Raw genomic sequence first — 21527 nt, 5'->3', positions numbered from 1 at the left:
CATGACGCTGATCGATCTCGCCAACCCGACCCGGTTCCTGACGCTGACCGCGCGCGTCTTGCCTTGGCTCGCGGGCACAACCGCGATCCTGTTGGCGATCGGTCTCTACCAGTCGGCCATGGCGCCGGACGATTACCAGCAGGGCGCCACCGTCAAGATCATGTTCATCCACGTGCCGAATGCATGGCTTTCGATGTTCGTCTGGGGCGTGATGAGCCTGGCCTCGCTGGGCACGCTGGTGTGGCGGCATCCGCTCGCGGACGTCGCCGCCAAGGCCGCCGCCCCGATCGGGGCCTCCTTCACGTTTCTTGCGCTGGTGACAGGCTCGCTGTGGGGCCGGCCGATGTGGGGCACCTATTGGGAATGGGACGCGCGGCTGACCTCGGTGCTGATCCTGTTTCTGATGTATCTCGGCTTGATCGCGCTATGGCGGGCGGTTGAAGATCCCTCCCGCGCCGCGCGTGCCGCGGCGGTGCTGACGCTGGTCGGCGCCATCAATCTGCCGATCATCAAGTTCTCGGTCGACTGGTGGAACACGCTGCACCAGCCGTCGTCGGTGTTGCGGATGGGCGGGCCCGCGCTCGATCGCGCCTTCCTGATCCCGCTGCTGGTGATGGCGGTAGCGTTCTCGCTGTTATTCCTCACGCTGCATCTGGCGGCGATGCGCAACGAAATCCTGCGCCGCCGGGTGCGCAGCTTGCAGATGATGCAAGCCAGCCGGCGATCGGCGTGAACACGATGTGGCTCGGTCCCTACACTTCCTTCATCGTGACCTCCTATGTGCTGGTCACAGCAGTGGTGCTTGTTCTTATTGCCTGGATCGCAATCGATTATCGCCGCCAGAAGTCGCGCCTGCGCGAGCTCGACGCGTCGGGCGTGGTCAGGCGTTCCGGGCGCAGCGCGGTGGATATGAAATGAGCGAGACATCGAGAAGCGGTACTCCGCCGGCGCGCCCGACTTCAAGCCGATCCTGGCTGATGGCGCTGCCGCTGATCGCCTTCGCGGCGCTGGTCGCGCTGTTCTGGTTCCGCCTAGGCACCGGCGATCCCTCGCATATCCCCTCGGCCCTGATCGGCCATCCGGCGCCGCAGACGCCGCTGCCGCCGCTGGCGGGGCTGGTCGATGGCGGCGCACAGGTGCCGGGGCTCGACCCGGCCATCTTCAAAGGCAAGGTCAGCGTCGTCAACGTCTGGGCTTCGTGGTGCATCCCCTGCCACGATGAGGCGCCGCTGTTGACCCAGCTTGGCCGCGACAAGCGGCTGCAGGTGATCGGCATCAACTACAAGGACGCCCCCGACAATGCGCGGCGCTTCCTCGGCCGCTACGGCAACCCCTACGGCTTCGTCGGCGTCGACGGCAACGGCCGCGCCGCGATCGAATGGGGCGTCTATGGCGTGCCCGAGACCTTCATCGTCGGCCGCGAAGGCACCATCGTCTACAAGATGGTCGGCCCGGTGACATCGGATAATATCAACACCGTGCTCAAGGTCGAGATCGACAAGGCGCTCAAGGCGGGGTCGTAGACCCCCGTAACTCCTGGGGCTGCCGATGCGAGCCGGCTGAACACACTTCGTTTCAAATTAATTTTTGCCTTTGTCTGCTTAGCCCTTGCTCACATCCCCCTCCGCCGCGTCGCTCGCTTCCAGCGACGCCGGCTCCAGATGATAGCGCTTGGTCAGCGGCATCTGCGCGATCGCGAAGATCATGGTCAGCGGAATCACGCCGAACGCCTTGAAGGCGACCCAGAAATCGGTGCTCTGGGTGCGCCAGATGATCTCGTTCAGGATCGCCATTCCCAAAAAGAACAGCGCCCAGCGCGCGGTGAGGATGCGCCAGCCCCGCGGCGTCAGGTTGAACATCTGGTCGAACATGATCGCGATGAAGGAGCGGCCGAACAACAGCCCGCCGCCGAGGATCGCGGCGAACAGGCCGTAAATGATGGTGGGCTTGACCTTGATGAAGGTCTCGTCGTGCAGCACCAGCGTCAGCGTGCCGAACACGATGACGACGACGCCGGTAACCAACGCCATCAGCGGCACATGCCGCGTCACCACATAGGACGCGACGATCGCGGCCACGATCGCTACCATGAAGGCGCCGGTGGCGGCGAACAGGCCGAACCTGGCGTTGGCGCCGAAAAACACCAGGAGCGGACCAAGCTCGGTCAAGAGCTTGAGCAGTGGATGCGGCGTCGTTTTGTCCATTTATTCAATCCCTGCGATGGCCTGGGCAAAATCCCGCGCGGTGAAGGCAGCGAGATCGTCGACGCCCTCGCCGACGCCGATGAAATGCACCGGCAGTTTGTGTTTCTCCGCCAGCGCCACCAGGATGCCGCCACGCGCGGTGCCGTCGAGTTTCGTCATGACGAGGCCCGTAACGCCCGCGGTACGGTGGAACGCCTCGACCTGCGACAGCGCATTCTGTCCGACCGTGGCGTCCAGCACCAGCAGCACCGCATGCGGCGCGGAGGCATCGACCTTCTTGATGACGCGAACCACCTTTTCAAGCTCGTTCATCAGCTCGGCCTTGTTCTGCAGCCGGCCGGCGGTGTCGACCAGCAGCACGTCGAGCTTGCCCTCACGCGCCGCCGTCAGCGCGTTGAAGGCCAGGCTCGCGGAATCCGAACCCTGCGCGCCCGCGATGACCGGTGATTTGGTGCGCTCGCCCCAGATCTTCAACTGCTCGATCGCGGCGGCGCGAAAGGTGTCGCCGGCGGCCAGCATCACCTTGCGGCCTTCGGCGGAAAGTTTTGCCGCCAGCTTGCCGATGGTGGTGGTCTTGCCGGAGCCGTTGACGCCGACCACGAGGATGACGAACGGCTTCTTGGTCTCGTCGACGGCAAGCGGCTTTGCTACCGGCGAAAGCACCTTCTCGACTTCGGTCGCGACCACCGATTTTACGTCGGCGGCCGAGATCGACTTGTCGTAACGGCCGTGGCCTACCGCCGCCGAAATGCGCGAGGCCACCTCGGTTCCGAGATCGGCACGCAGCAGCACGTCCTCGATATCCTCAAGCATGGCGCGGTCGAGCTTGCGCTTGGTGACGAGATCGGCCACCGCCGTCCCGAGCGAAGTCGAGGTGCGCTTCAGGCCGCTGGACAGCCGCCGCCACCAGCTCAGTTTTGTCGTTTCCGGAGTGTCGTTCATGGCGGGGCTGTGTTAGCGGTTTCGCGCCATGAGCGAAAGTCTCGAACGCTTGACCGAAGTTCCCGAATTGACCGCGGAGGAAATCCAGGCCCGCGTGCTCCATCGCGACGGGCTGATGCTGGTGATCGACAAGCCCGCCGGGCTGCCGGTCCATCGCGGCCCCAACGGCGGCGCCAATCTGGAATCCTCCTTCGACGGCTTGCGCTTCGGCCTGCCGCGCCCGCCGGTTCTCGCCCACCGGCTCGACCGCGATACTTCCGGGTGCCTCGTATTGGGACGCCATCGCAAGGCAACCGCGTCGCTCGGCCTGCTATTCAAGCATGGCAAGATTTCAAAGACCTATTGGGCGGTGGTCGAGGGCGGCCCGGCCGAGGACGAGGGCACTATCGACATGCCGCTTGGCCGCCTCAACGCCGAGCGCGGCTGGTGGCAGAAGCCCGATCCGGAAGGGCAGAAAGCCGTCACCAACTGGAAGGTGCTGGGACGTGGCGACGGGCTGACCTGGCTCGCACTGGAGCCGGTCACCGGCCGCACCCATCAATTGCGCGTGCACTGCGCCGCCATGGGCTGGCCGATTTTCGGCGACAACATCTACGGCAACGGTCCCCGTTTCGGCGAACCGCACCTGCATCTGCATTCCCGCGAGATCGTGATCCCGATATCCCGCAACAAGGACCCGGTGCGCGTGGTGGCACCGGCGCCGGCTCATCTGCAGGAGCGGCTCAGGGTGTGCGGATGGAATGGGGAGTGAAGCTCGTCATTTGCGAGCGCGCTGCCGCTCTGGCCACAACCACCGTTGTCGTCATCCGCGAAAACGGATGATCCAGCATTCCAGAGACGTTCGTGATCAACCGAGAGGCCGCGGCGTACTGGATCGCCCGGTCAAGCCGGGCGACGACCGTCTGAGGTCAGCCGCGCACCATCGTTTCCGGTAATCACAAGCGCCCGCACCGCGCCCGGCGTTTCGCCTGTGATGGCAAAAGGAATAAAATGCTCGGTACGCCCCTGACTGGCGCTCTCGATCAGCACCTGCCGCGTATGCCCAAGCTCCGACGCCAATCGCTTCTGCAAGCTGGCTTCACCCGTTGCGCGCAGCCGTCTGGCGCGCTCGCGAATTTCATTGCCGTTAACCTGCGGCATTCGCGCCGCCGGCGTGCCCGGCCGCGGTGAATAGGGAAAGACGTGGAGGAAGGTGAGGCCGCATTCCTCCACCAGGTCCTGCGATTGACAAAACATCTCTTCGGTTTCGGTCGGAAACCCCGCGATGATGTCGGCACCGAGCGCGATATCCGGCCTCAAGCGCCGCACCTGTGCGCAGAACGCTATAGCATCGGCGCGCGAGTGCCGCCGCTTCATCCGCTTCAGGATCAAATCGTCGCCGGACTGCATTGACAGATGCAGATGCGGCATCAGCCGCTTGTCGTCCGCGATTACATCGAGCAGGTCGCGGTCGACCTCGATGGAATCGATCGATGATATCCGCAATCGCTTCAATTCCGGCACATGCCGCAGAATCTGTTTTGTCAGTTGCCCGAGCTTTGGGGCGCCCGGAAGATCGGCGCCGTAGCTGGTGAGGTCGACGCCGGTCAGCACGATCTCGGCATGGCCACGCTCGACCAGCGCGCGGACCTGTTCGACCACCGCGCCCATCGGCACCGACCGCGAATTGCCGCGGCCATAGGGAATGATGCAGAAGGTGCAGCGGTGGTCGCAGCCGTTCTGCACCTGCACGAATACCCGCGGCAGGCCCTTCTGAAACCCCTCCAGCAAATGCGGCGCCATTTCCCTGACGGCCATGATGTCGGCGACCGCGATCTTTTCGCTGGCTTCGACGCCGAATTTCGCCGCGCCGTCCAGCGCGACGCGCGCGGCGCGCCAGGCCTCGCCGCGCATCTTGTCGTCATTGCCAAGCACGCGATCGACCTCGGCCATGCCAGCGAACATCCCGGCCTGGGTCTGCGCCGCGCACCCGGTGACCACGATCCGGGCCGAGGGCCGCTCGCGCTTCAGCCGCCGGATCGATTGCCGCGCCTGCGCCACGGCTTCATTGGTCACCGCGCAACTGTTGACCACGATGGTGTCGGTCAGCCCGGCGCTCTCAGCCTGCCGCGCAATCACCTCGGATTCGAAGGCGTTGAGGCGGCAGCCGAAGGTGACGATCTCGACGCTCATCTCAGGCGACGGAGGAAAACAGCGCCGGATCGAAACGGCCTTCATACTCGAAGGTCGCACTCCCCATCATCAGCACGTGGTCGTCGCCCTCGCGCCATTCGATGGCGAGTTCGCCGCCCGGAAGCGCGATCTGGACGACGCGGTTGGCGCGCTTCAGCCGGGCCGCCGCCACCGCGGTGGCGCAGGCCGCCGAGCCGCAAGCCTTTGTCAGACCGGCGCCGCGCTCCCAGGTGCGGATGGTGATGTGGTCGCGATCGACGATATGGGCCAGCGTGATATTGGCGCGCTCCGGGAAGATCGGATGATTTTCCAGGAGCGGCCCGAAGCGGCCGAGATCGTAGGCGTTGACGTCGTCGACCCAGAAGATCGCGTGCGGGTTGCCCATGCTGACCACCGACGGGGTGTGCAGCACCGGCGCGTCGATCGGCCCGATCTGCAATTCGATCGATCGCGTGTCGCGAAATTCCTCCGCCAGCGGAATGTCCTTCCAGCCGAATTTCGGCGGACCCATATCGACGGTGTAGAGCCCGTCGGCGCCCTGCCAGCAATTCAATAGCCCGGCCTTGGTCTCGAAGGTGGCGGCCGTCTGGCCAGTGGCCTCGAACAGCCGCCGCGCCACGCAGCGCATGCCGTTGCCGCAGGCGGCGGCCTCCGAACCGTCATTGTTGTAGATGCGGATGAAGGCCTCGGTGCCGTTCAGACGCGGCGGCTGCAGCACCATCAGCTGGTCGTAAGGCACGCCGGCAGGCGAGGCCACGGCGCGCGCCTCCTCGGCCGTGACGGCGGCGGACTTGTCGCGCAGATCCACCACGACAATCTCGTTGCCTATGCCATTCATCTTGGTGAAGCTGTGGTTGGCGAGCGCGCTCATGGCATTCCCTGAACTCCGCCTGCTTTATATGGCGAATGACGACGGATTGGCCAGTGTGGTGAATCTGTGTCGACGCCCCCTGCCTGCATGGGAGCCCCATGAAATAACTCTCATGGGACGAAAGCTGCGCCTGCGTGTTAGCATGGCGGCAACCTCGCCGGCGTGAACCGGAACCTCAACCCCGGACACATGGGCGGGCCGCCGCCAGAATTTAAGGCTTTGGAGAAGACCGAATGATTTGCCGCCGCTCGTTTCGCCTTGTCATGCTCGCGCTGATCCCGATCGCAGCGATTTCGGTGGGCCTTGGCAACGCGCTGGCGCAATCGCCGGCGCCGGCGGCCTCTCCCGCGGCACCTGCCGCCTCGGAAACCCCGGCTCCCGCGGCAAGCCCGGCTCCGGCCGCGAGCCCGTCGCCGGCACCCGCCAGCCCGCCGGCGGCCGCCGAGACCCCCGCGACGCCCCCCGCCGCCGCGCCGCTGCAAACCGCCGACCCCTTCGGCGAGCAGATCACGCTGGAGCCCAAGACGGTCGTCGTCCTCAAGGGCAATGCCAACTGGGATTCGGCGTTCGACACCCTGATCGATTCCTTCAAGTCGCTTTCCGCGCTGCTCGACAAGCAGGGCATCAAGGCGTCAGGCAACGCGATGATCGTCTACACCTCCACCGACGATACCGGGTTCACCTACCTGGCTGAAATCCCTGTCGATCAGGAGCCGAAAAACCTGACCAAGGCCATGAGCATGGGCAAATCGCCCGACGGCAAGGCCCTGAAATTCGTCCATCGCGGGTCCTACGACAACATGGACAACACCTATGAGGCCATCACCAATCACCTCGACGACAAGAAGCTCGAAGCCAAGGACACTTTTATCGAGGAATACCTCACCGACCCCCTGAAGACCGCGGAAGACAAGCTGGTCATCAACGTCTACGTGCCGCTGAAATGAGATTTATGGGACATCGCACTCCGCCCGCCGCCGCCATTTTCGCGAGCGTGTTGCTTGCTACGCCTGCACTGGCGCAGACCATGCCGCCGCCGATGATCACCGTCAGCGGCGAAGCCACCATATCGGTGGCGCCGGATCGGGCGGAGATCGAGGCCGGCGTCACCTCGGACGCCAAGACCGCGCGCGACGCATCCGATGCCAACAACGCGGCGATGGGCAAGCTGTTGCTGGCGCTGAAGGCCGCCAACATCGACGAGAAGGATATCCAGACCTCGCGGCTGTCGCTGCAACCGCAATACGCGCCAAACCGCCCCGGACCGTCTCCCGTCGTCGGCTACCAGGCCAGTAATCGCGTCACCGTCCGATTGCACGACATCCCAAAGGTCGCCAGCACCATCGATATTCTGGTAGGCGCCGGCGCGACCAATATCGGCGGCATCGGTTTTTCCGTGTCCAACGCGTCAAAGCTTCTGGATGACGCCCGCGGACAGGCTGTCGCCGATGCCCGCCGCAAGGCCGAGATCTATGCCAAGGCCGCCGGCGTCACGCTGGGCGCGCCGCTCGACATCTCCGAGCAAGGCGCCCCCGGCCCGATGCCCTTTCGCAAGATGGCCGCGGGCATGGCGGTGTCCCCGACACCGGTCGCCCAGGGCGAAGAGACGCTGCAGGTGACGGTGAGCGTGTCCTGGGCGATCAAGCAGGCGGGGCCGTAGAATGTCGTCCCTGCGACCCGTCTACGCCAAGGCTTCGCCGGGGGTCATGACGGTGGGCCGCCGAAGCTTTACCGAAGGCGCCAAGCAGGGATCCATAACCACCGGCTTCCGTGGCTAAGCGAAGCCGTTGGTCGAGTCTTTTCCAATAATTCAGATTGGTGGTTATGGTCCCGGCTCGCGCTTCGCTTGGCCGGGACGGCGACTAGATTTCGAATACCTGCCCCGGATTCAGCGCCACAAACCGCTCCCGCGGGATCTTCGCGTCATCCAGCGCAGCATGCAGCGCGGTAAGGGGAGCGTCGATGGCTTCATCGGTGAGCTGAAACGTGCCGTGATGGTGCGCCAGCGCGGCTTGGGCGCCGCAATCGTCGAGCGCCTTCACGGCATCCGACGGATTCATGTGCTGGTCGCGCATGAACCAGCGCGGCTCATAGGCGCCGATCGGCAATATCGCCAGGCGCAGTGGGCCGTGCGCTTGCCCGACATCGCGAAAATGCTTGCCCGAGCCATAACCGGAATCGCACACGATGTAGATCTTGCCGGCCGGCGTCTCCAGTACAAAACTCGCCCACAGCGCTTTGTTGCGGTCGAACAGCCCGCGCGCCGTCCAGTGCCGGGTCGGCACCAGCGTTACCGCGATGCCATTGCCGAGGTCGACGCGGTCGTGCCAGTCGAACGGTTCGGCCCTGACCTTGTCGTCGGCGCGGCGCATGGCGACGTCGTTGCCGAGCGGCGTGATCACCCGCGGCGAGAATTTTGCCGAGAGTTTCGACAGCGTGGCGATATCGAGATGGTCGTAATGACCATGCGACACCAGCGCGACGTCGATCGGTGGCAGCGCGTCGAAGGCAATGCCGGGGTCGTTATGGCGCCGTGGTCCGGCCCAGCGTACCGGCGAGGCGCGCTCCGACCATACGGGATCGACCAGGATGTTCAGCCCCGCGGTCTGGATCAACCAGCTGACATGGCCGACAAACGACAGCCGCACCTTGCCGCCGTCGACGCGGGCCGGCGGGGTGTCGGCATGCGGGCTCGGCGCCCATTCAGGCCAGACCTGGCGCTGGCGGTCGCGACTGAACTGCCAGCGCAGCACCTCGCGAAGGGATTTGGGCGGCGCGCCATCGGGATCGAAAAACTGCCGGCCGTCGAAGTGATCGGAAACGGGGCCGGAATAGGTATTGTCTGCTGAGCTCATGGACCCGATTGGTCCCAAAAACTTCCACCTTCGCAAGGGGGTACACCGGGTACCGGGCTTCACGAAGCCGCCATCGGGCCGCGACTTTCCTTGACTTTTGGGCCTCGCGGGGGTTTAACCCGCGGAATTCATCGGAAGGACTCATCTTTTCGACCCGCCGCCCGGTCCCTGAGGCCGGAGGTTAACGCCCGACAGCGCGATGCGCCCTCGGGCGCGAAAGTGTTTGGTTGATCGGCTCGGCACTATGCCGAGATAGTAAAGTGGTCGTCATACCCCGCGAAAGCGGGTGATCCAGTATCCCAGAGCAGCTCGCTTGAGCCGAGAAGCTGCGGCGTACTGGATACCCCGCTTTCGCGGGGTATGACGGCGGTGACTGACGCAGCGCCTAGGCAAGGAACAACGGCATTGTTCGACAATCTGTCGGAAAAGCTTGGTGGCATTCTCGATCGGCTGACGGGGCGCGGGTCGCTGTCCGAAGCCGACGTCGATGCCGCGATGCGCGAGGTGCGCCGCGCGCTGCTCGAGGCGGACGTTTCGCTCGATGTCGTCCGCAGCTTCACCGATCGCGTTCGCGAACAGGCGGTCGGCGCGACCGTCGTCAAGTCGGTGACCCCCGGCCAGATGGTGGTCAAGATCGTCCACGACGAACTGGTCGCCATGCTGGGGTCCGACGGCCAGACCATCGACCTCAACGCGGTACCGCCGGTCGCGATCATGATGGTCGGCCTGCAAGGCTCTGGCAAGACCACCACCACCGCAAAACTCGCCCGCCGTTTGACCCAGCGCGACAAGCGCAAGGTGCTGATGGCTTCGCTCGACATCTATCGCCCGGCGGCGATGGAGCAGCTCGCGGTGCTCGGGCGCGACCTCGATATCCCGACCCTGCCGATCGTCGCCGGCCAGAAGCCGACCCAGATCGCCAAACGCGCGCTGGAGGCCGGAAAGCTCGGCGGCTACGACGTGGTTCTGCTCGACACCGCCGGCCGCACCACGCTCGATGAAGAGATGATGACGGAGGCGGCCGAGATCAAAGCCACCGCCAATCCGCATGAAGTGCTGCTGGTCGCGGACTCCCTGACCGGCCAGGACGCCGTGAATCTGGCGCGATCCTTCGACCAGCGCGTCGGGCTGACCGGCATCGTACTGACGCGGGTCGATGGCGACGGCCGCGGCGGCGCTGCACTGTCGATGCGCGCGGTGACGGGCAAGCCCATAAAACTGATCGGTACCGGTGAAAAAACCGACGCGCTGGAGGATTTTCATCCCAGCCGGATCGCGGGACGCATCCTCGGGATGGGCGACGTGGTGTCGCTGGTCGAGAAGGCCGCCGCCAATATCGACGCCGAGAAGGCGGCGCGCACCGCCGAACGGATGCGCAAAGGCCAGTTCGACCTGTCGGACATGCGCGAGCAATTGCTGCAGATGGCCAATATGGGCGGCATCAGCGGGTTGATGGGCATGATGCCCGGCATCGCCAAGATGAAGAACCAGATTGCCAACGCCGGCATCGACGACAGGATCCTGAAGCGCCAGGTCGCGCTGATCGATTCGATGACGCGGCAGGAGCGCAAGCATCCCGATATCCTCAAAGCCAGCCGCAAGAAGCGCATTGCCGCGGGCGCCGGCGGCAAGGTCGAAGACCTCAACAAGCTCCTGAAGATGCATCGCAACATGGCCGACATGATGAAGGCCATGGGCTCCGGCAAGCGCGGCCCGATGGCCGGCATCGCCCAGGCGATGGGCTTTGGCGGCGGCACGCCCTCGCCCGAGCAGATGAAGGCGCTGACCGAAAAAATGCCCGGTGGCGCAGGTCCCGGGGGCATGCCCGCGCTGCCGAAGGATCTTCCCGCAGGCTTGCGGCAGGGCCTGCCGAATCTGCCTGGCCTCACCGGCTTGAGCGGCAAGCCGAACCTGCCGGGCCTCGGCGGTTTCCCCGGCCTCGGCAAGAAAAAATAATCGCGATCAATTCACTCAACCATTCGAACAGACACCTCAAAGGAGACCAAAATGTCAGTCGTTATCCGCCTCGCGCGCGCAGGCACCAAGAAGCGTCCGGTCTATCACGTCGTCGTCGCCGACTCCCGCTTTCCGCGCGACGGCCGCTTCATCGAGCGTCTCGGCCATTTCAACCCGCTGCTGCCGAAGGACAACGCCGAACGGCTGAAGCTCGACATGGACAAGGTCAAGGCCTGGCTCGCCAAGGGCGCGCAGCCGTCGGACCGCGTGACGCGCTTCCTCGATGCCGCCGGCGTCGTGAAACGTGCCGCCCGCAACAATCCGGAAAGGGCCGTGCCGCGCAAGGAGCGCAAGGCGCAGGCCGAAGCCGCCGCCAAGACGGCCTGACGCGTAACGGGGCTGCGACAGTGGCAGCACCGATTTGCGTCGCCCGGATCGGCGCCGCGCATGGCGTGCGCGGCGCGTTGAAACTGTGGACGTTCACCGAAGACCCGTTGGCGGTGAAGGCCTACGGTCCGCTGGTGACAAAAGACGGCGCGCGTCAGTTCGAGGTCACGAGCGCGCGCGAGGCAAAGGGCCATCTGGTGGCGACGCTGAAAGGCGTTGCCACGCGCGAGGAGGCCGAGCGTCTCAACGGCATCGAACTCTATGTCGCGCGGGAAAAACTGCCCGACACCGATGAGGATGAATATTACCACGCCGACCTGATCGGGCTTGCCGCGGTGAATACCGCCAATGAACCGCTCGGCCGCGTCATCGCCATCCATAATTTCGGTGCCGGCGACATCATCGAGATCGCGCCGCCCAGCGGGTCGACCCTACTGCTGCCGTTCACCAATGCCGTGGTGCCGATGGTCGATGTCCCAGGCGGACGCGTGGTGATCGAAATGCCTGACGAAATCGAGGGCGACAATCCCTCCAGTGCGGACGACTGAGCATGGCTGCCGAGATAATCCCCTGGCGAGCAACCGTCCTCACCCTGTTTCCGGAGATGTTCCCCGGCCCCCTCGGCGCGAGCCTTGCCGGCAAGGCGCTGGCGTCGGGCCTGTGGGCGCTGGAGGCGCGCGACATCAGGGATTCCGCCACCGACCGCCACCGCAGCGTCGACGATACGCCGGCCGGGGGCGGACCCGGCATGGTGCTGCGGGCCGACGTGCTGGCGGCTGCGATCGATGCCGCGGATAGTGCTGCCGACCGTCCAAGGGATCGACCAAGGCTATTGATGAGCCCGCGGGGTCGGCCATTGACCCAGTCGTGGGTTAGGGAACTCGCCGCCGGGCCCGGCCCCCTGATCGTCTGCGGCCGGTTCGAGGGCATCGACCAGCGCGTAATCGAGGCTCGCCGGCTCGAAGAGGTTTCGATCGGCGACTATGTGCTGTCCGGGGGCGAAATCGCTGCCTTTGCGGTGATCGATGCCTGTGTCCGGCTGTTGCCGGGCGTCATGGGAAAGCCGGCTTCCGGGGCCGAGGAGAGCTTTTCCGAAGGACTACTGGAATACCCGCAATATACCCGCCCCCAGGACTTCGAGGGCCGCACCATTCCGGAAATCCTGTTGTCCGGCGATCACGCCAAGATCGCGGCCTGGCGGCAGGCCGAGGCCGAGGCCCTGACCCGGGCCCGGCGGCCGGACCTCTGGGCCGCCAGGCAAGCCCCGTCCGCGCCTCGGCAAAAACGCCCAAAAAACACGACGGAAGGGTGACAAGCCGCCGCCTTTGCCGTATACGAGCGCCAAATCCGCGCACCGAGCATTTTCCGGCAAAGTGGCATTCCGGTTTTGCCGCAAGAAAATGCTCGATTTTTTGAGTGGCGCGTATTCTTTCCGCAAAACCGGTGTCCACCTTTGCGGAATACGCGCTACAGGATAACGAACACCCGCGCAGCCCGTGCCTTGGCGGCTGGGGCGCGCCGCCGATGGAGATTTTGCGATGAACCTTATTCAACAGCTCGAAAAAGAGCAGTTCGACAAATTGGCCGCCACCAAAACCATTCCGGATTTTGGCCCCGGCGACACCGTGATCGTCAACGTCAAGGTCGTCGAAGGTGACCGTTCGCGCGTGCAGGCCTATGAAGGTGTCTGCATCGGCCGCTCCGGCGGCGGGCTCAATGAGAGCTTCACGGTTCGCAAGATTTCCTACGGCGAAGGCGTGGAACGCGTATTCCCGGTGATGTCGCCGATGATCGACTCGATCACGGTGGTGCGCCGCGGCAAGGTGCGCCGCGCCAAGCTCTATTACCTGCGCAACCTGCGCGGCAAGTCGGCCCGCATCGTCGAGAAGAAGTCCGATCGCCCGGCTGCCACTGCCGCTGCCGTCGGCGAGTAATCGCCGCGCACCATGGATTTGACGAAAAGCGCGGGCTCAACCCCGCGCTTTTTTGTTGCGCCATACCTATCTAGCTATCGATTGATTGTCGCGATGGCCGACGCTGTGGTAGAAAACCCAATGGTTCCAGATCAGACCAGCATCGCTTGCCTCATCGTCTCACGGATCGTGATCGACGATCGCAGCCGCCTGCCCGGCCGCTTTTTCGGACGGTTCGCGACCTCGGCGACCTCGGAACTTTCGCGCGCGCTCTGACGCCGCGCCGATATCTCGACTGTTTCGCGCGTAACCGCGCTTTCCTGCTCACGCAAATTTCCTCGAGGGCTCACACTCATGTCCAAACCCACCACGCTGTACGACAAGATCTGGAATGACCATTTGGTGCACGAAGCCGATGACGGCACCTGCCTGCTCTATATCGATCGCCACCTCGTCCACGAGGTGACTTCGCCGCAGGCCTTCGAAGGCCTGCGCACGACGGGGCGCAAGGTTCACGCGCCGGAGAAGACGCTGGCCGTGGTCGATCACAATGTTCCGACTACCGACCGCTCGAAGCCCAATCCGGACCCTGAAAGCATCGAGCAGATCGCGGCACTGGCCCATAACGCCAAGGAATTCGGCATCGAATATTACAACGAGTTCGACAAGCGTCAGGGCATCGTCCACGTCATCGGCCCCGAGCAGGGCTTTACCCTGCCCGGCACCACCATCGTCTGCGGCGACAGCCACACCTCCACGCATGGCGCGTTCGGTGCGCTGGCGCACGGCATCGGCACGTCGGAAGTGGAACACGTGCTGGCGACGCAAACCCTGATCCAGAAAAAGGCGAAAAACATGCGCGCGGTCGTCGACGGCAAATTGCCCGACGGCGTCACCGGCAAGGACATCATCCTGGCCATCATCGGCGAGATCGGCACCGCCGGCGGCACCGGCTATGTGCTGGAATACGCCGGCGATGCCATCCGTGCGCTGTCCATGGAAGGCCGCATGACGGTCTGCAACATGTCGATCGAGGGCGGCGCCCGCGCCGGCCTGATCGCGCCCGATGAAAAGGCGTTTGAATTCCTCAAGGGCCGCCCGAAGGCGCCGAAGGGCGCCAACTGGGACGCCGCGATGCGCTACTGGGATACGCTGCGAAGCGACGACGGCGCCCATTTCGATCACGAGATCAGGCTGGATGCCGCAAAACTGCCGCCGATCGTGACCTGGGGCACTTCGCCCGAGGACGTGGTGTCGATCACCGGCTTCGTGCCCGACCCCGATGAGATCGCCGACGAGGCCAAGCGGCTGTCGAAGCACCGCGCGCTGAACTACATGGGCCTGAAGGCGGGAACAAAAATCACCGACATCAAGCTCGATCGCGTCTTCATCGGCTCCTGCACCAACGGCCGGATCGAGGATCTGCGCGCGGCGGCGAAGGTTGCCGAGGGCAAGACCGTCAACGGCCATGTCAACGCCATGGTGGTGCCGGGCTCCGGCATCGTGAAGGAGCAGGCGGAAGCCGAAGGCCTCGACAAGATCTTCCTCAAGGCCGGCTTCGAATGGCGCGAGCCGGGCTGCTCGATGTGCCTCGCCATGAATCCAGACAAGCTCAAGCCCGAAGAGCGCTGCGCCTCGACCTCGAACCGCAATTTCGAGGGCCGCCAGGGATTCAAGGGCCGCACCCATTTGGTCTCGCCGGCCATGGCGGCGGCCGCGGCGATCGCCGGGCATTTCGTCGACATCCGGGAGTGGCGGTAGATTTCTCCCTTCGCTCAACCTCGAGGCGTTCCCGAAGCAACTCGTTAAGGTGTTGGAGGCAGACTGGTTCGAGGCAGGCTTGGCAGCTCGCGAGGAGTCGAACAATGTCCGACAAGTCCGAATTCGTCGATATGATCAGCGAAGCGACGCGGCAGGTCCGCCGTCGCGTCGTCCGAACCGCCGCCGAGCCCGTGGTCAAGGAAACCTCTCGTCTCAGTCATTGGCCGCCGGACCGCTGGGAGCAGTGGCGACTGGAGACTCTAACGCCCTGGAAGATCAAGCGATGGAAATTCAAGAACTGGGATCGGGGGTAGCCCTCGCCCGGCATCGATAGAACAGGCGCCCTTTCGGGCGCCTGTTTCATTTCAGCGGACGTCTCGACGCTTACCAATGGATGTGGTGATGCCGGTGGTAACGATAATGATGGTGCCAGTGGTGGTGCCAATGGCGATAGTGGCAGACGCGGCGCGGGCCGTAATGGGTCAAGATCACCCGGCAGCGACGGTACGAATAATAATAGGGGTAATCGTCATACGGGTAATATGACGCGCCATAGAAGAAGCGCCGGTGAAAGTGATGGTGGTGCGCAAATCGATAGCCGCCATAGCGAAGGCCGCTGTATCGATGGCCGCCGCCATGGAAGACCGGTCCGGCGCGAAACCCGCCGCCATGGAATACGGCGCCACCACCGTGGAAGCCGCCGCCGTGAAAACCTCCGCCGCCATGGAAACCGCCACCGCCGTGGAAGCCTCCGCCACCTCCACCGCCGTGGAAACCTCCTCCACCTCCGCCATGTCCACCGCGGACTTCGGTCGTCAGCCCGTCGGCGCCAAGTTTCGCCGCGGAGACAGCACCCGGATTGATCAGCGAGAGCGCTTCGGCGCGTTGCGGAACGGTTGACAGCGCCAGCATCGCGGCAGCTGCAAAGCCGAGACGACGGACAGCGCCGCGCCCGGAATCCAAAATCCTGATCATGTGTGAGACCTCCCTGAATTAATGCTGATCATGTGTGAGACCTCCCTGAATTCAGGCAACGAAAGCCCGGGCCAAGAGAATGGCCTGACTTCGGCAGGTTCATTTGCGATCGATCCCAACATTAAAATAAAGATGGGCACGTGAACGCGCCATGAATGTGCGCGCCGCAATCTCAACCTACGCAGCGAAGCGCAAAAAAATCGCGCTCATTTGGAATAGGGATTGGAGATGACTGCTCATGTCATCGTAAAGCTGACGATGATCGACCGCGTTATTGGCGAAGGGATTTGCGTCTCGGAACTTTGACCGTTCGCTGACGAGGCTCCCGCCTCACCACCAGGGTCCGTAGCCGAGCCCAAGGAACGGGAAGAACGGCGCCGGCGCGTAGTAAACAGGCCGGTCGTAATAATAAGGCCGATAAGTTTGCCGATGGATGGCGCGGTGCTGATGCTGGATGCGGAGGCGTGCGCTGACGTCGGTCGGTCCGCCCGTTTGCGGTTTTTGCGTCACGGTCTGCGACGGAACCGCCGACGCGGCATTGCCCGCGACTGAGCCGCCGAGCGTCAACGTGGCCGCCAGGATGGCTGCGCCGATCCGCTTCGCCATGAGACACTCTCCGATGCAAAAGGCGTGGCTTGATCAAACTCCGCGGCGCGGGACGGATCGACGCCGCACGGCAGCGCTTCCGACAATCGCCCGACGGCAAATTTCGCTAAACTAGCCCGGACGCCAGAAGCAGCTCATGCGCGGCACGATTACCGTGCCGCTCGGCCGGTATTCCTGCACGTAGGTGGCGTTGCATTCGCGCACCGCGTTGCGGCCGGGGTAGTACCGGGGATAGACGCCCTCGGGGTTCGGTTCGTAATAGGGCTGGACGCGCAGGCGTGTCTGCGGCGGCCGGAACCGCCGCTGCGCGGAGATTTCGGCCGCGGCAGGCTGCGCCGCCTGCGAAGCCTGCCGCCGCGCGTCCTGCGCGTATGCCCCGGACGCCGGCAGCGAAAAAACGCCTGCCAAAGCGACCCATATCGCCGCCGTTCCGATCCGCATCATCACACCCACCATCGAGCTGTTGCCGGCGGCAAGGTCTCCGATTGCCGCGCCGAGGTCAACCACAGACGCGCATTCCGCAAAAGCTCGGCCTCGGACTCGATCCGAAGGTGGGCTGTGGTTTTGCGATTGGAATACGTGCCAATTATTCCGTTAATACTGCATGCATGAACGCGGAACCCACGCTAAAACCTCCAAATGTGGCGGACCGCAAAAGCACCCTCGCTGGCCGAGATGGAGGCCATGGCACACGACGTCTTCGGGCGCCTGCCCAGGACGTTTCGCGAGTTGTGCGAGGACGTGATCATCCGCATCGACGATTTTCCGACCGAAGAGGTGCTCGACGAGATGGAGGCGGAAAGCGAATTCGACCTGCTCGGCCTGTTCCAGGGCGTCGGTCTGCCCCATCAAAGCCACGGCGACATTGCCCGGCTGCCCAACATGATCTGGCTCTACCGCCGGCCGATCCTGGATTACTGGGCCGAACATGACGAGGCGCTCGGCGATATCGTCCGCCACGTGCTGATTCACGAGATCGGCCATCATTTCGGCCTGTCCGACGAGGATATGGAGGCGATAGAGGCCGACGCGGATTAGGGAATTTGCCCTTTAACGACGGCGGTATTCGCGATAAACCACGCGGGCAAAACGCTTTTCCCTAATCTCTAACCGAGAAGTGCGATCGATGGACAAGTTCACCACGCTGGAAGGCGTCGCGGCGCCGCTGAAGATCATCAATGTCGATACCGACATGATCATCCCCAAGCAGTACCTGAAGACCATCAAGCGCACCGGCCTTGGCAAGGGCCTGTTCTCGGAACAGCGCTACGAGGACGACGGCAGCGAGAACCCGGATTTCATCCTCAACAAGCCGGCCTATCGCAACGCCAAGGTGCTGGTCGCCGGCGACAATTTCGGCTGCGGCTCGAGCCGCGAGCATGCGCCTTGGGCGCTGCTGGATTTCGGCATCCGCTGCGTGATCTCGACCTCGTTCGGGGACATTTTCTACAACAACTGCTTCAAGAACGGCATCTTGCCGATCCGCGTTACCCAGGAAGACCTCGACAAGCTGTTCGACGACGCCGAACGCGGCGCCAATGCGACACTGACCATCGATCTGGCCAGCCAGGAAATCCGCGGCCCGGACGGCGGCACGGTGAAGTTCGAGATTGATCCATTCCGCAAGCATTGCCTGATCAACGGCCTCGACGACATCGGGCTGACCATGGAGAAGAAGACCTCGATCGACGCCTACGAAGCCAAGGCAAAGACCGAGCGCGCCTGGGCCTGACCTGACGGCAGTCAGGCGCTTGAGGAAGGTGACGCGCATGCGGCCCGACGTCGTCACCTTCTGGCACGGACCGCTCGATGCGCTGCGGCTGACATGCCTGAGGTCACAGGTCGCCGCCGGCCACAAGGTCACCGTCTATAGTTTCGATCCGCTGGCCGGGTTGCCCGACGGTGTCGGCAACGCCGAAGCCGAGGCGATCCTGCCGCACGCCTTCTCCGAAAGATTGCGGCCGCCGCAACAAGACGGCGGCTGGCGCGACTGGACCATCTTGCAATTTTCCGATTTTTTCCGGATGCGGCTGATGGCGGAGAGCGCCGGCCTGTGGCTCGACGCCGACGTGCTGCTGCTCAAGCCGGTCGAGATCGACCAGACCCGGCCTTATTTCGCCTGGGAGCGACCGCGCCAACTCGGCAATTCCGTGCTCTATCTGCCCCCAGGCGATCCGATCGTGGTGGCGTTCGCGAACCTGATCCAGCAGGAAGAATTGACGCCGGACTGGCTGGCGCTGCGGCACCGGCTGACCTTCGCCTTGCAACGCTGGCGCGGCGGATCGAGCCGCCTCTCCGACATCCGCGTTGCGATCTTCGGGCCGGCGGCGCTGACCGCGCTCGCGCGCCGGGCCAGCGAATTGCATCATGCCTTGCCGAAGAAATCGTTTTATGCGGTTCACGCCGACCCAAAACTGTTCTTCGACCCGTCGGATTTTTCAGCCTTGATCAGCGATCCCGGCATCACGGGCTTGCATATCTCGCCCAAGGGCCGCGGCAGCAAACTACCGATCCCCGGCAGTCTTTATGCCTGGGCGACGGAACGGTTCGGTTCGCCCTAAGGAGCCCTTCCGAGGCTGCCCACGGTTGATCTACCGCAACAACGCCTGCCTCCGTTCGTGCTCAATTTCGTGCATTCGGAGGTGTTCCATGTCCACCCAACCAAACCATACGCCGTCTTCGACACGCTGGTTACGGCGTTCAGCGACTGGCTGAAACACCGCCGGGAGCTGAACGAATTGCGTCGGCTCAACACCGCCGAATTCGTCCGCATCGCCAGCGAACTCAGGGTTTCCCCAAGCGACCCGAGCCAACTGGTCCGTCAAGGGCCGCATGCCGCGGACGAACTGCCGCAGATGCTCAAGGCGCTCGGGATCGACAAAGAGGCCCTTTCGCGCACGCAGCCTTTGGTGCTGCGTGACATGGAGCGCGTCTGCGCCTTCTGCCACCAGAAGGGCGAATGCGTCCGCGAATTCGCCGCCGGCACTGCCGCCGAACATTATGAGGAATATTGCCCCAACGCGCCCACGATCGATGTGCTGGGTCTGGAGTTGCACAAATGAAGATCTCGCGTTCCGCCTGGATTCACGTTTCGCTCGCCATCGTCATTGCGGTGGCGGCGCTGTTCCTGATCCGCCTGCACAATGCGGGTGGAGGCATTTTCTAACGGGCAGTAGATGGGTTGAGCGAAGCGAAACCCATCGTCTTTTCCAATCCGTCTGATGGGTTTCGCAAGAGCTCGACCCATCCAACGATAACCGTTCCTTCAATGCGCCATCGCCTCGATCGCGTCCGCGATCGCAATCGTGCGCCGGGCCATGTCGGCGTGGAGCCGCTCCACCATCTGCCCGTCGAGCGAAATCGCGCCGCGCGAGACGTTTTCCGGCAGCTCAAAGGCGGCGATGATCCTGCGGGCATGCGCGACTTCCTCCGCCGGCGGCGTGAAGATCGCATTGCAGGCCTCGATCTGACCCGGATGGATCAGCGTCTTGCCGTCGAAGCCGAGATCGCGCGCCTGGGTACATTCCTGCCCAAAACCGTTGAAATTGCTGAAATCGCTGTAGGGTCCGTCGAGAATGTCGAGACCGTGGGCGCGCGTGGCGAGGATGCAATGCGTGATCATGGGGATCATCGCCGCGCGGCCGGGCAGCATCTTGATCCGCGTTTCCCGCGAAATGTCGTTCGGCCCGAACACGAAACCGGCCAGCCGCATTTCGGAATCGCGCGAGGCGCTGGCAAGCTCCTCGGCATGCAGCACCGCGCGCGCGGTCTCGATCATCGCCCAAACCCTGATCGAGATGTCGGCGTTGATATCGCCGAGCCGGTCGGCGATCGCCGTCAGATCCTTCACGCTGGAAGCTTTTGGAACCAGGATGCCGTCGGGCCGGGCCTTGCCGGCCATGGTGACGTCGTCGATCCACCACGGCGAATCCAGCGCGTTGACGCGGATCAGGATCTCGCGCTTGCCAAAACCGCCGGCCGCAACGGCCTTCGCGATCTGGTCGCGCGCCAGCGCCTTGGCCTCCGGCGCCACTGAATCCTCGAGGTCGAGGATGAGGCCGTCGGCGGGGAGGTTCCGCGCTTTTTCCAAAGCCCGCGCGTTCGAACCGGGCATGAACAGCAGGCTGCGGCGCGGGCGGATCATGGGTTGGTTCCCTTCAATTCCTGGAGTTCTCGCGATAGCATCTCGGCCGACCCTCCGAAAGGCTTGTTCCCGCTTCCCGCATATGGTTATGCAACGCCCATGACAGGATTTCCGGAACGTCTACTGGAGGGCTATCGCACCTTCACCTCGCAGCGGCTGCCCACCGAACAGTCGCGCTACCGCGAACTGTCCGAGCGCGGCCAGTCACCCCAGGTGATGGTGATCGGCTGTTGCGATTCCCGCGTGTCGCCGGAGGTGATCTTCGACGCCGGCCCCGGCGAACTGTTCGTGATGCGCAACATCGCCAACCTGGTACCGGTCTATCAGCCCGATAGCGGCGCGCATGGTGTGTCTGCAGCCCTGGAATATGCCGTTACGGTGTTACGGGTAAAACATATCGTGGTGCTCGGCCACGCCCAATGCGGCGGCATCCGCGCCTTCATCGACAAGATCGAGCCGCTGTCGCCTGGCGACTTCATCGGCAAATGGATGGCGATGTTCATCAAGCCGGGTGAGACCGTGTCCCAGCGCGGCCACGAGTCGATGGCCGATTTCACGATCCGGATCGAGAAGGCCGCCGTGTTCCGCAGCCTGGAGAACCTTTTGACATTTCCGTTCGTCCGGACGCCGGTCGAACGCGGCGAGCTCAAGCTGCACGGCGCCTATTTCGGCGTGAAGGAAGGCTCGTTGTTCGTGCTCGACCAGGCGGCCAAGGAATTTCACAGGGTAGGCGAATAACGA

General features: G+C 63.9%; 28 protein-coding genes. 19 read left to right on the top strand and 9 right to left on the bottom strand.

The window, feature by feature from the left end:
* The first annotated feature begins 1 nt into the window (after nucleotide 1).
* The 3 genes from B5525_RS10730 to B5525_RS10720 are packed head-to-tail and all read left to right on the top strand — an operon-like array spanning nucleotide 2 to nucleotide 1523.
* Complete coding sequence (locus B5525_RS10730; RefSeq protein ID WP_079565978.1) at nucleotides 2–733, top strand: heme ABC transporter permease; 732 nt, start codon at nucleotides 2–4, stop codon at nucleotides 731–733.
* 5 nt (nucleotides 734–738) lie between these two features.
* A complete protein-coding gene (ccmD, locus tag B5525_RS10725) occupies nucleotides 739–918 on the top strand; it encodes a heme exporter protein CcmD (RefSeq protein WP_079573200.1) in 180 nt (59 codons plus the stop codon).
* Entirely contained in the window at nucleotides 915–1523 is a 609-nt protein-coding gene (locus B5525_RS10720; protein ID WP_079565977.1) for a DsbE family thiol:disulfide interchange protein, read from the top strand. The genes ccmD and B5525_RS10720 overlap by 4 nt, the downstream gene beginning before the upstream one ends.
* A gap of 78 nt (nucleotides 1524–1601) precedes the next feature.
* On the opposite strand, the gene B5525_RS10715 is transcribed toward B5525_RS10720, so the two are convergent.
* Nucleotides 1602–2204, bottom strand: coding sequence for a septation protein A (locus B5525_RS10715; RefSeq protein WP_079565976.1), 603 nt, complete (start codon nucleotides 2202–2204; stop codon nucleotides 1602–1604).
* On the bottom strand, nucleotides 2205–3146 hold the full coding sequence (ftsY, locus tag B5525_RS10710; RefSeq protein WP_079565975.1) for a signal recognition particle-docking protein FtsY: 942 nt from the start codon (nucleotides 3144–3146) through the stop codon (nucleotides 2205–2207). It abuts the gene before it with no gap.
* Nucleotides 3147–3174: 28 nt separating this feature from the next.
* On the opposite strand from ftsY, the gene B5525_RS10705 reads away from it, so the two are divergent.
* Nucleotides 3175–3897: an RluA family pseudouridine synthase gene (locus B5525_RS10705; RefSeq protein WP_172899845.1), complete on the top strand. Its 723-nt coding sequence runs from the start codon at nucleotides 3175–3177 to the stop codon at nucleotides 3895–3897.
* A gap of 131 nt (nucleotides 3898–4028) precedes the next feature.
* Here B5525_RS10705 and mtaB read toward each other — a convergent pair whose 3' ends face one another.
* Both mtaB and dapF read right to left on the bottom strand, forming a co-directional pair.
* On the bottom strand, nucleotides 4029–5318 hold the full coding sequence (mtaB, locus tag B5525_RS10700) for a tRNA (N(6)-L-threonylcarbamoyladenosine(37)-C(2))-methylthiotransferase MtaB (RefSeq protein WP_079565974.1): 1290 nt from the start codon (nucleotides 5316–5318) through the stop codon (nucleotides 4029–4031).
* 1 nt (nucleotide 5319) lies between these two features.
* A complete protein-coding gene (gene dapF / locus B5525_RS10695; protein WP_079565973.1) occupies nucleotides 5320–6189 on the bottom strand; it encodes a diaminopimelate epimerase in 870 nt (289 codons plus the stop codon).
* Between the two features lie 233 nt (nucleotides 6190–6422).
* On the opposite strand from dapF, the gene B5525_RS10690 reads away from it, so the two are divergent.
* Both B5525_RS10690 and B5525_RS10685 read left to right on the top strand, forming a co-directional pair.
* Nucleotides 6423–7136 carry a GyrI-like domain-containing protein gene (locus B5525_RS10690; RefSeq protein ID WP_079565972.1) on the top strand — a complete coding sequence of 238 codons (714 nt, stop codon included), beginning with the start codon at nucleotides 6423–6425 and terminating at the stop codon, nucleotides 7134–7136.
* Nucleotides 7137–7141: 5 nt separating this feature from the next.
* A complete protein-coding gene (locus B5525_RS10685; protein ID WP_079565971.1) occupies nucleotides 7142–7849 on the top strand; it encodes an SIMPL domain-containing protein in 708 nt (235 codons plus the stop codon).
* A gap of 202 nt (nucleotides 7850–8051) precedes the next feature.
* Here B5525_RS10685 and B5525_RS10680 read toward each other — a convergent pair whose 3' ends face one another.
* Nucleotides 8052–9044 carry an MBL fold metallo-hydrolase gene (locus B5525_RS10680; protein ID WP_079565970.1) on the bottom strand — a complete coding sequence of 331 codons (993 nt, stop codon included), beginning with the start codon at nucleotides 9042–9044 and terminating at the stop codon, nucleotides 8052–8054.
* Between the two features lie 405 nt (nucleotides 9045–9449).
* Between B5525_RS10680 and ffh the strand changes: the two genes are divergently transcribed.
* From ffh to B5525_RS10645, 8 genes are all read left to right on the top strand, one after another.
* Nucleotides 9450–11000 (top strand): signal recognition particle protein, encoded by a 1551-nt coding sequence (gene ffh, locus B5525_RS10675; protein WP_079565969.1) that lies wholly within the window; start codon nucleotides 9450–9452, stop codon nucleotides 10998–11000.
* A 51-nt stretch (nucleotides 11001–11051) separates the two neighbouring features.
* Nucleotides 11052–11387: a 30S ribosomal protein S16 gene (rpsP, locus tag B5525_RS10670; protein ID WP_079565968.1), complete on the top strand. Its 336-nt coding sequence runs from the start codon at nucleotides 11052–11054 to the stop codon at nucleotides 11385–11387.
* Between the two features lie 20 nt (nucleotides 11388–11407).
* Entirely contained in the window at nucleotides 11408–11935 is a 528-nt protein-coding gene (gene rimM / locus B5525_RS10665) for a ribosome maturation factor RimM (protein WP_079565967.1), read from the top strand.
* A 2-nt stretch (nucleotides 11936–11937) separates the two neighbouring features.
* Nucleotides 11938–12699 (top strand): tRNA (guanosine(37)-N1)-methyltransferase TrmD, encoded by a 762-nt coding sequence (gene trmD / locus B5525_RS10660; protein WP_079565966.1) that lies wholly within the window; start codon nucleotides 11938–11940, stop codon nucleotides 12697–12699.
* A gap of 226 nt (nucleotides 12700–12925) precedes the next feature.
* Nucleotides 12926–13321, top strand: coding sequence for a 50S ribosomal protein L19 (gene rplS / locus B5525_RS10655; RefSeq protein WP_079565965.1), 396 nt, complete (start codon nucleotides 12926–12928; stop codon nucleotides 13319–13321).
* 12 nt (nucleotides 13322–13333) lie between these two features.
* On the top strand, nucleotides 13334–13576 hold the full coding sequence (locus tag B5525_RS43750) for a hypothetical protein (RefSeq protein WP_154073147.1): 243 nt from the start codon (nucleotides 13334–13336) through the stop codon (nucleotides 13574–13576).
* Nucleotides 13577–13654: 78 nt separating this feature from the next.
* The gene (gene leuC / locus B5525_RS10650) at nucleotides 13655–15061 is read left to right on the top strand and encodes a 3-isopropylmalate dehydratase large subunit (RefSeq protein ID WP_079565964.1); all 1407 of its coding nucleotides are present in this window, start codon (nucleotides 13655–13657) and stop codon (nucleotides 15059–15061) included.
* A gap of 104 nt (nucleotides 15062–15165) precedes the next feature.
* Nucleotides 15166–15375 carry a hypothetical protein gene (locus B5525_RS10645; RefSeq protein ID WP_079565963.1) on the top strand — a complete coding sequence of 70 codons (210 nt, stop codon included), beginning with the start codon at nucleotides 15166–15168 and terminating at the stop codon, nucleotides 15373–15375.
* A 70-nt stretch (nucleotides 15376–15445) separates the two neighbouring features.
* On the opposite strand, the gene B5525_RS45290 is transcribed toward B5525_RS10645, so the two are convergent.
* The 3 genes from B5525_RS45290 to B5525_RS10630 all read right to left on the bottom strand — a co-directional run bounded on the left by B5525_RS45290 (nucleotide 15446) and on the right by B5525_RS10630 (nucleotide 17086).
* Complete coding sequence (locus B5525_RS45290; RefSeq protein ID WP_079565962.1) at nucleotides 15446–16036, bottom strand: hypothetical protein; 591 nt, start codon at nucleotides 16034–16036, stop codon at nucleotides 15446–15448.
* 330 nt (nucleotides 16037–16366) lie between these two features.
* The gene (locus B5525_RS10635; protein WP_079565961.1) at nucleotides 16367–16642 is read right to left on the bottom strand and encodes a hypothetical protein; all 276 of its coding nucleotides are present in this window, start codon (nucleotides 16640–16642) and stop codon (nucleotides 16367–16369) included.
* A 111-nt stretch (nucleotides 16643–16753) separates the two neighbouring features.
* Nucleotides 16754–17086, bottom strand: a complete 333-nt coding sequence (locus B5525_RS10630) for a hypothetical protein (protein ID WP_425305300.1) — start codon at nucleotides 17084–17086, stop codon at nucleotides 16754–16756.
* A gap of 195 nt (nucleotides 17087–17281) precedes the next feature.
* On the opposite strand from B5525_RS10630, the gene B5525_RS10625 reads away from it, so the two are divergent.
* From B5525_RS10625 to B5525_RS10610, 4 genes are all read left to right on the top strand, one after another.
* Nucleotides 17282–17680, top strand: a complete 399-nt coding sequence (locus B5525_RS10625; protein ID WP_079565960.1) for a metallopeptidase family protein — start codon at nucleotides 17282–17284, stop codon at nucleotides 17678–17680.
* Nucleotides 17681–17768: 88 nt separating this feature from the next.
* Entirely contained in the window at nucleotides 17769–18374 is a 606-nt protein-coding gene (gene leuD, locus B5525_RS10620) for a 3-isopropylmalate dehydratase small subunit (RefSeq protein ID WP_079565959.1), read from the top strand.
* 37 nt (nucleotides 18375–18411) lie between these two features.
* The gene (locus tag B5525_RS10615; protein WP_079565958.1) at nucleotides 18412–19203 is read left to right on the top strand and encodes a hypothetical protein; all 792 of its coding nucleotides are present in this window, start codon (nucleotides 18412–18414) and stop codon (nucleotides 19201–19203) included.
* 57 nt (nucleotides 19204–19260) lie between these two features.
* A complete protein-coding gene (locus B5525_RS10610) occupies nucleotides 19261–19704 on the top strand; it encodes a hypothetical protein (RefSeq protein WP_425305262.1) in 444 nt (147 codons plus the stop codon).
* A gap of 203 nt (nucleotides 19705–19907) precedes the next feature.
* Here B5525_RS10610 and B5525_RS10605 read toward each other — a convergent pair whose 3' ends face one another.
* Nucleotides 19908–20786, bottom strand: a complete 879-nt coding sequence (locus B5525_RS10605) for an HpcH/HpaI aldolase/citrate lyase family protein (RefSeq protein WP_079565957.1) — start codon at nucleotides 20784–20786, stop codon at nucleotides 19908–19910.
* Between the two features lie 99 nt (nucleotides 20787–20885).
* Between B5525_RS10605 and B5525_RS10600 the strand changes: the two genes are divergently transcribed.
* Nucleotides 20886–21524, top strand: coding sequence for a carbonic anhydrase (locus B5525_RS10600; RefSeq protein ID WP_079565956.1), 639 nt, complete (start codon nucleotides 20886–20888; stop codon nucleotides 21522–21524).
* The last annotated feature ends 3 nt before the right edge of the window (nucleotides 21525–21527 follow it).

The organism is Bradyrhizobium erythrophlei, assembly GCF_900129505.1.
In the GTDB taxonomy this organism is placed as follows: domain Bacteria; phylum Pseudomonadota; class Alphaproteobacteria; order Rhizobiales; family Xanthobacteraceae; genus Bradyrhizobium; species Bradyrhizobium erythrophlei_D.
This window is presented reverse-complemented; position numbering and strand designations above follow the sequence as displayed.

Bases quoted from the DNA above. Each gene is read 5' to 3' on its own strand.
- leuD (WP_079565959.1), top strand. From the start codon at position 17,769: ATGGACAAGTTCACCACGCTGGAAGGCGTCGCGGCGCCGCTGAAGATC.
- leuC (WP_079565964.1), top strand. From the start codon at position 13,655: ATGTCCAAACCCACCACGCTGTACGACAAGATCTGGAATGACCATTTG.
- B5525_RS10635 (WP_079565961.1), bottom strand. From the start codon at position 16,642: ATGGCGAAGCGGATCGGCGCAGCCATCCTGGCGGCCACGTTGACGCTC.
- B5525_RS10715 (WP_079565976.1), bottom strand. From the start codon at position 2,204: ATGGACAAAACGACGCCGCATCCACTGCTCAAGCTCTTGACCGAGCTT.
- B5525_RS10720 (WP_079565977.1), top strand. From the start codon at position 915: ATGAGCGAGACATCGAGAAGCGGTACTCCGCCGGCGCGCCCGACTTCA.
- B5525_RS10705 (WP_172899845.1), top strand. From the start codon at position 3,175: ATGAGCGAAAGTCTCGAACGCTTGACCGAAGTTCCCGAATTGACCGCG.
- B5525_RS10630 (WP_425305300.1), bottom strand. From the start codon at position 17,086: ATGATGCGGATCGGAACGGCGGCGATATGGGTCGCTTTGGCAGGCGTT.
- ftsY (WP_079565975.1), bottom strand. From the start codon at position 3,146: ATGAACGACACTCCGGAAACGACAAAACTGAGCTGGTGGCGGCGGCTG.
- mtaB (WP_079565974.1), bottom strand. From the start codon at position 5,318: ATGAGCGTCGAGATCGTCACCTTCGGCTGCCGCCTCAACGCCTTCGAA.
- B5525_RS10680 (WP_079565970.1), bottom strand. From the start codon at position 9,044: ATGAGCTCAGCAGACAATACCTATTCCGGCCCCGTTTCCGATCACTTC.
- dapF (WP_079565973.1), bottom strand. From the start codon at position 6,189: ATGAGCGCGCTCGCCAACCACAGCTTCACCAAGATGAATGGCATAGGC.
- B5525_RS10615 (WP_079565958.1), top strand. From the start codon at position 18,412: ATGCGGCCCGACGTCGTCACCTTCTGGCACGGACCGCTCGATGCGCTG.
- rplS (WP_079565965.1), top strand. From the start codon at position 12,926: ATGAACCTTATTCAACAGCTCGAAAAAGAGCAGTTCGACAAATTGGCC.
- rpsP (WP_079565968.1), top strand. From the start codon at position 11,052: ATGTCAGTCGTTATCCGCCTCGCGCGCGCAGGCACCAAGAAGCGTCCG.
- B5525_RS10685 (WP_079565971.1), top strand. From the start codon at position 7,142: ATGGGACATCGCACTCCGCCCGCCGCCGCCATTTTCGCGAGCGTGTTG.
- B5525_RS10605 (WP_079565957.1), bottom strand. From the start codon at position 20,786: ATGATCCGCCCGCGCCGCAGCCTGCTGTTCATGCCCGGTTCGAACGCG.
- B5525_RS45290 (WP_079565962.1), bottom strand. From the start codon at position 16,036: ATGATCAGGATTTTGGATTCCGGGCGCGGCGCTGTCCGTCGTCTCGGC.
- trmD (WP_079565966.1), top strand. From the start codon at position 11,938: ATGGCTGCCGAGATAATCCCCTGGCGAGCAACCGTCCTCACCCTGTTT.
- B5525_RS10625 (WP_079565960.1), top strand. From the start codon at position 17,282: ATGTGGCGGACCGCAAAAGCACCCTCGCTGGCCGAGATGGAGGCCATG.
- ccmD (WP_079573200.1), top strand. From the start codon at position 739: ATGTGGCTCGGTCCCTACACTTCCTTCATCGTGACCTCCTATGTGCTG.
- B5525_RS10645 (WP_079565963.1), top strand. From the start codon at position 15,166: ATGTCCGACAAGTCCGAATTCGTCGATATGATCAGCGAAGCGACGCGG.
- B5525_RS10730 (WP_079565978.1), top strand. From the start codon at position 2: ATGACGCTGATCGATCTCGCCAACCCGACCCGGTTCCTGACGCTGACC.
- B5525_RS10600 (WP_079565956.1), top strand. From the start codon at position 20,886: ATGACAGGATTTCCGGAACGTCTACTGGAGGGCTATCGCACCTTCACC.
- B5525_RS43750 (WP_154073147.1), top strand. From the start codon at position 13,334: ATGGATTTGACGAAAAGCGCGGGCTCAACCCCGCGCTTTTTTGTTGCG.
- B5525_RS10690 (WP_079565972.1), top strand. From the start codon at position 6,423: ATGATTTGCCGCCGCTCGTTTCGCCTTGTCATGCTCGCGCTGATCCCG.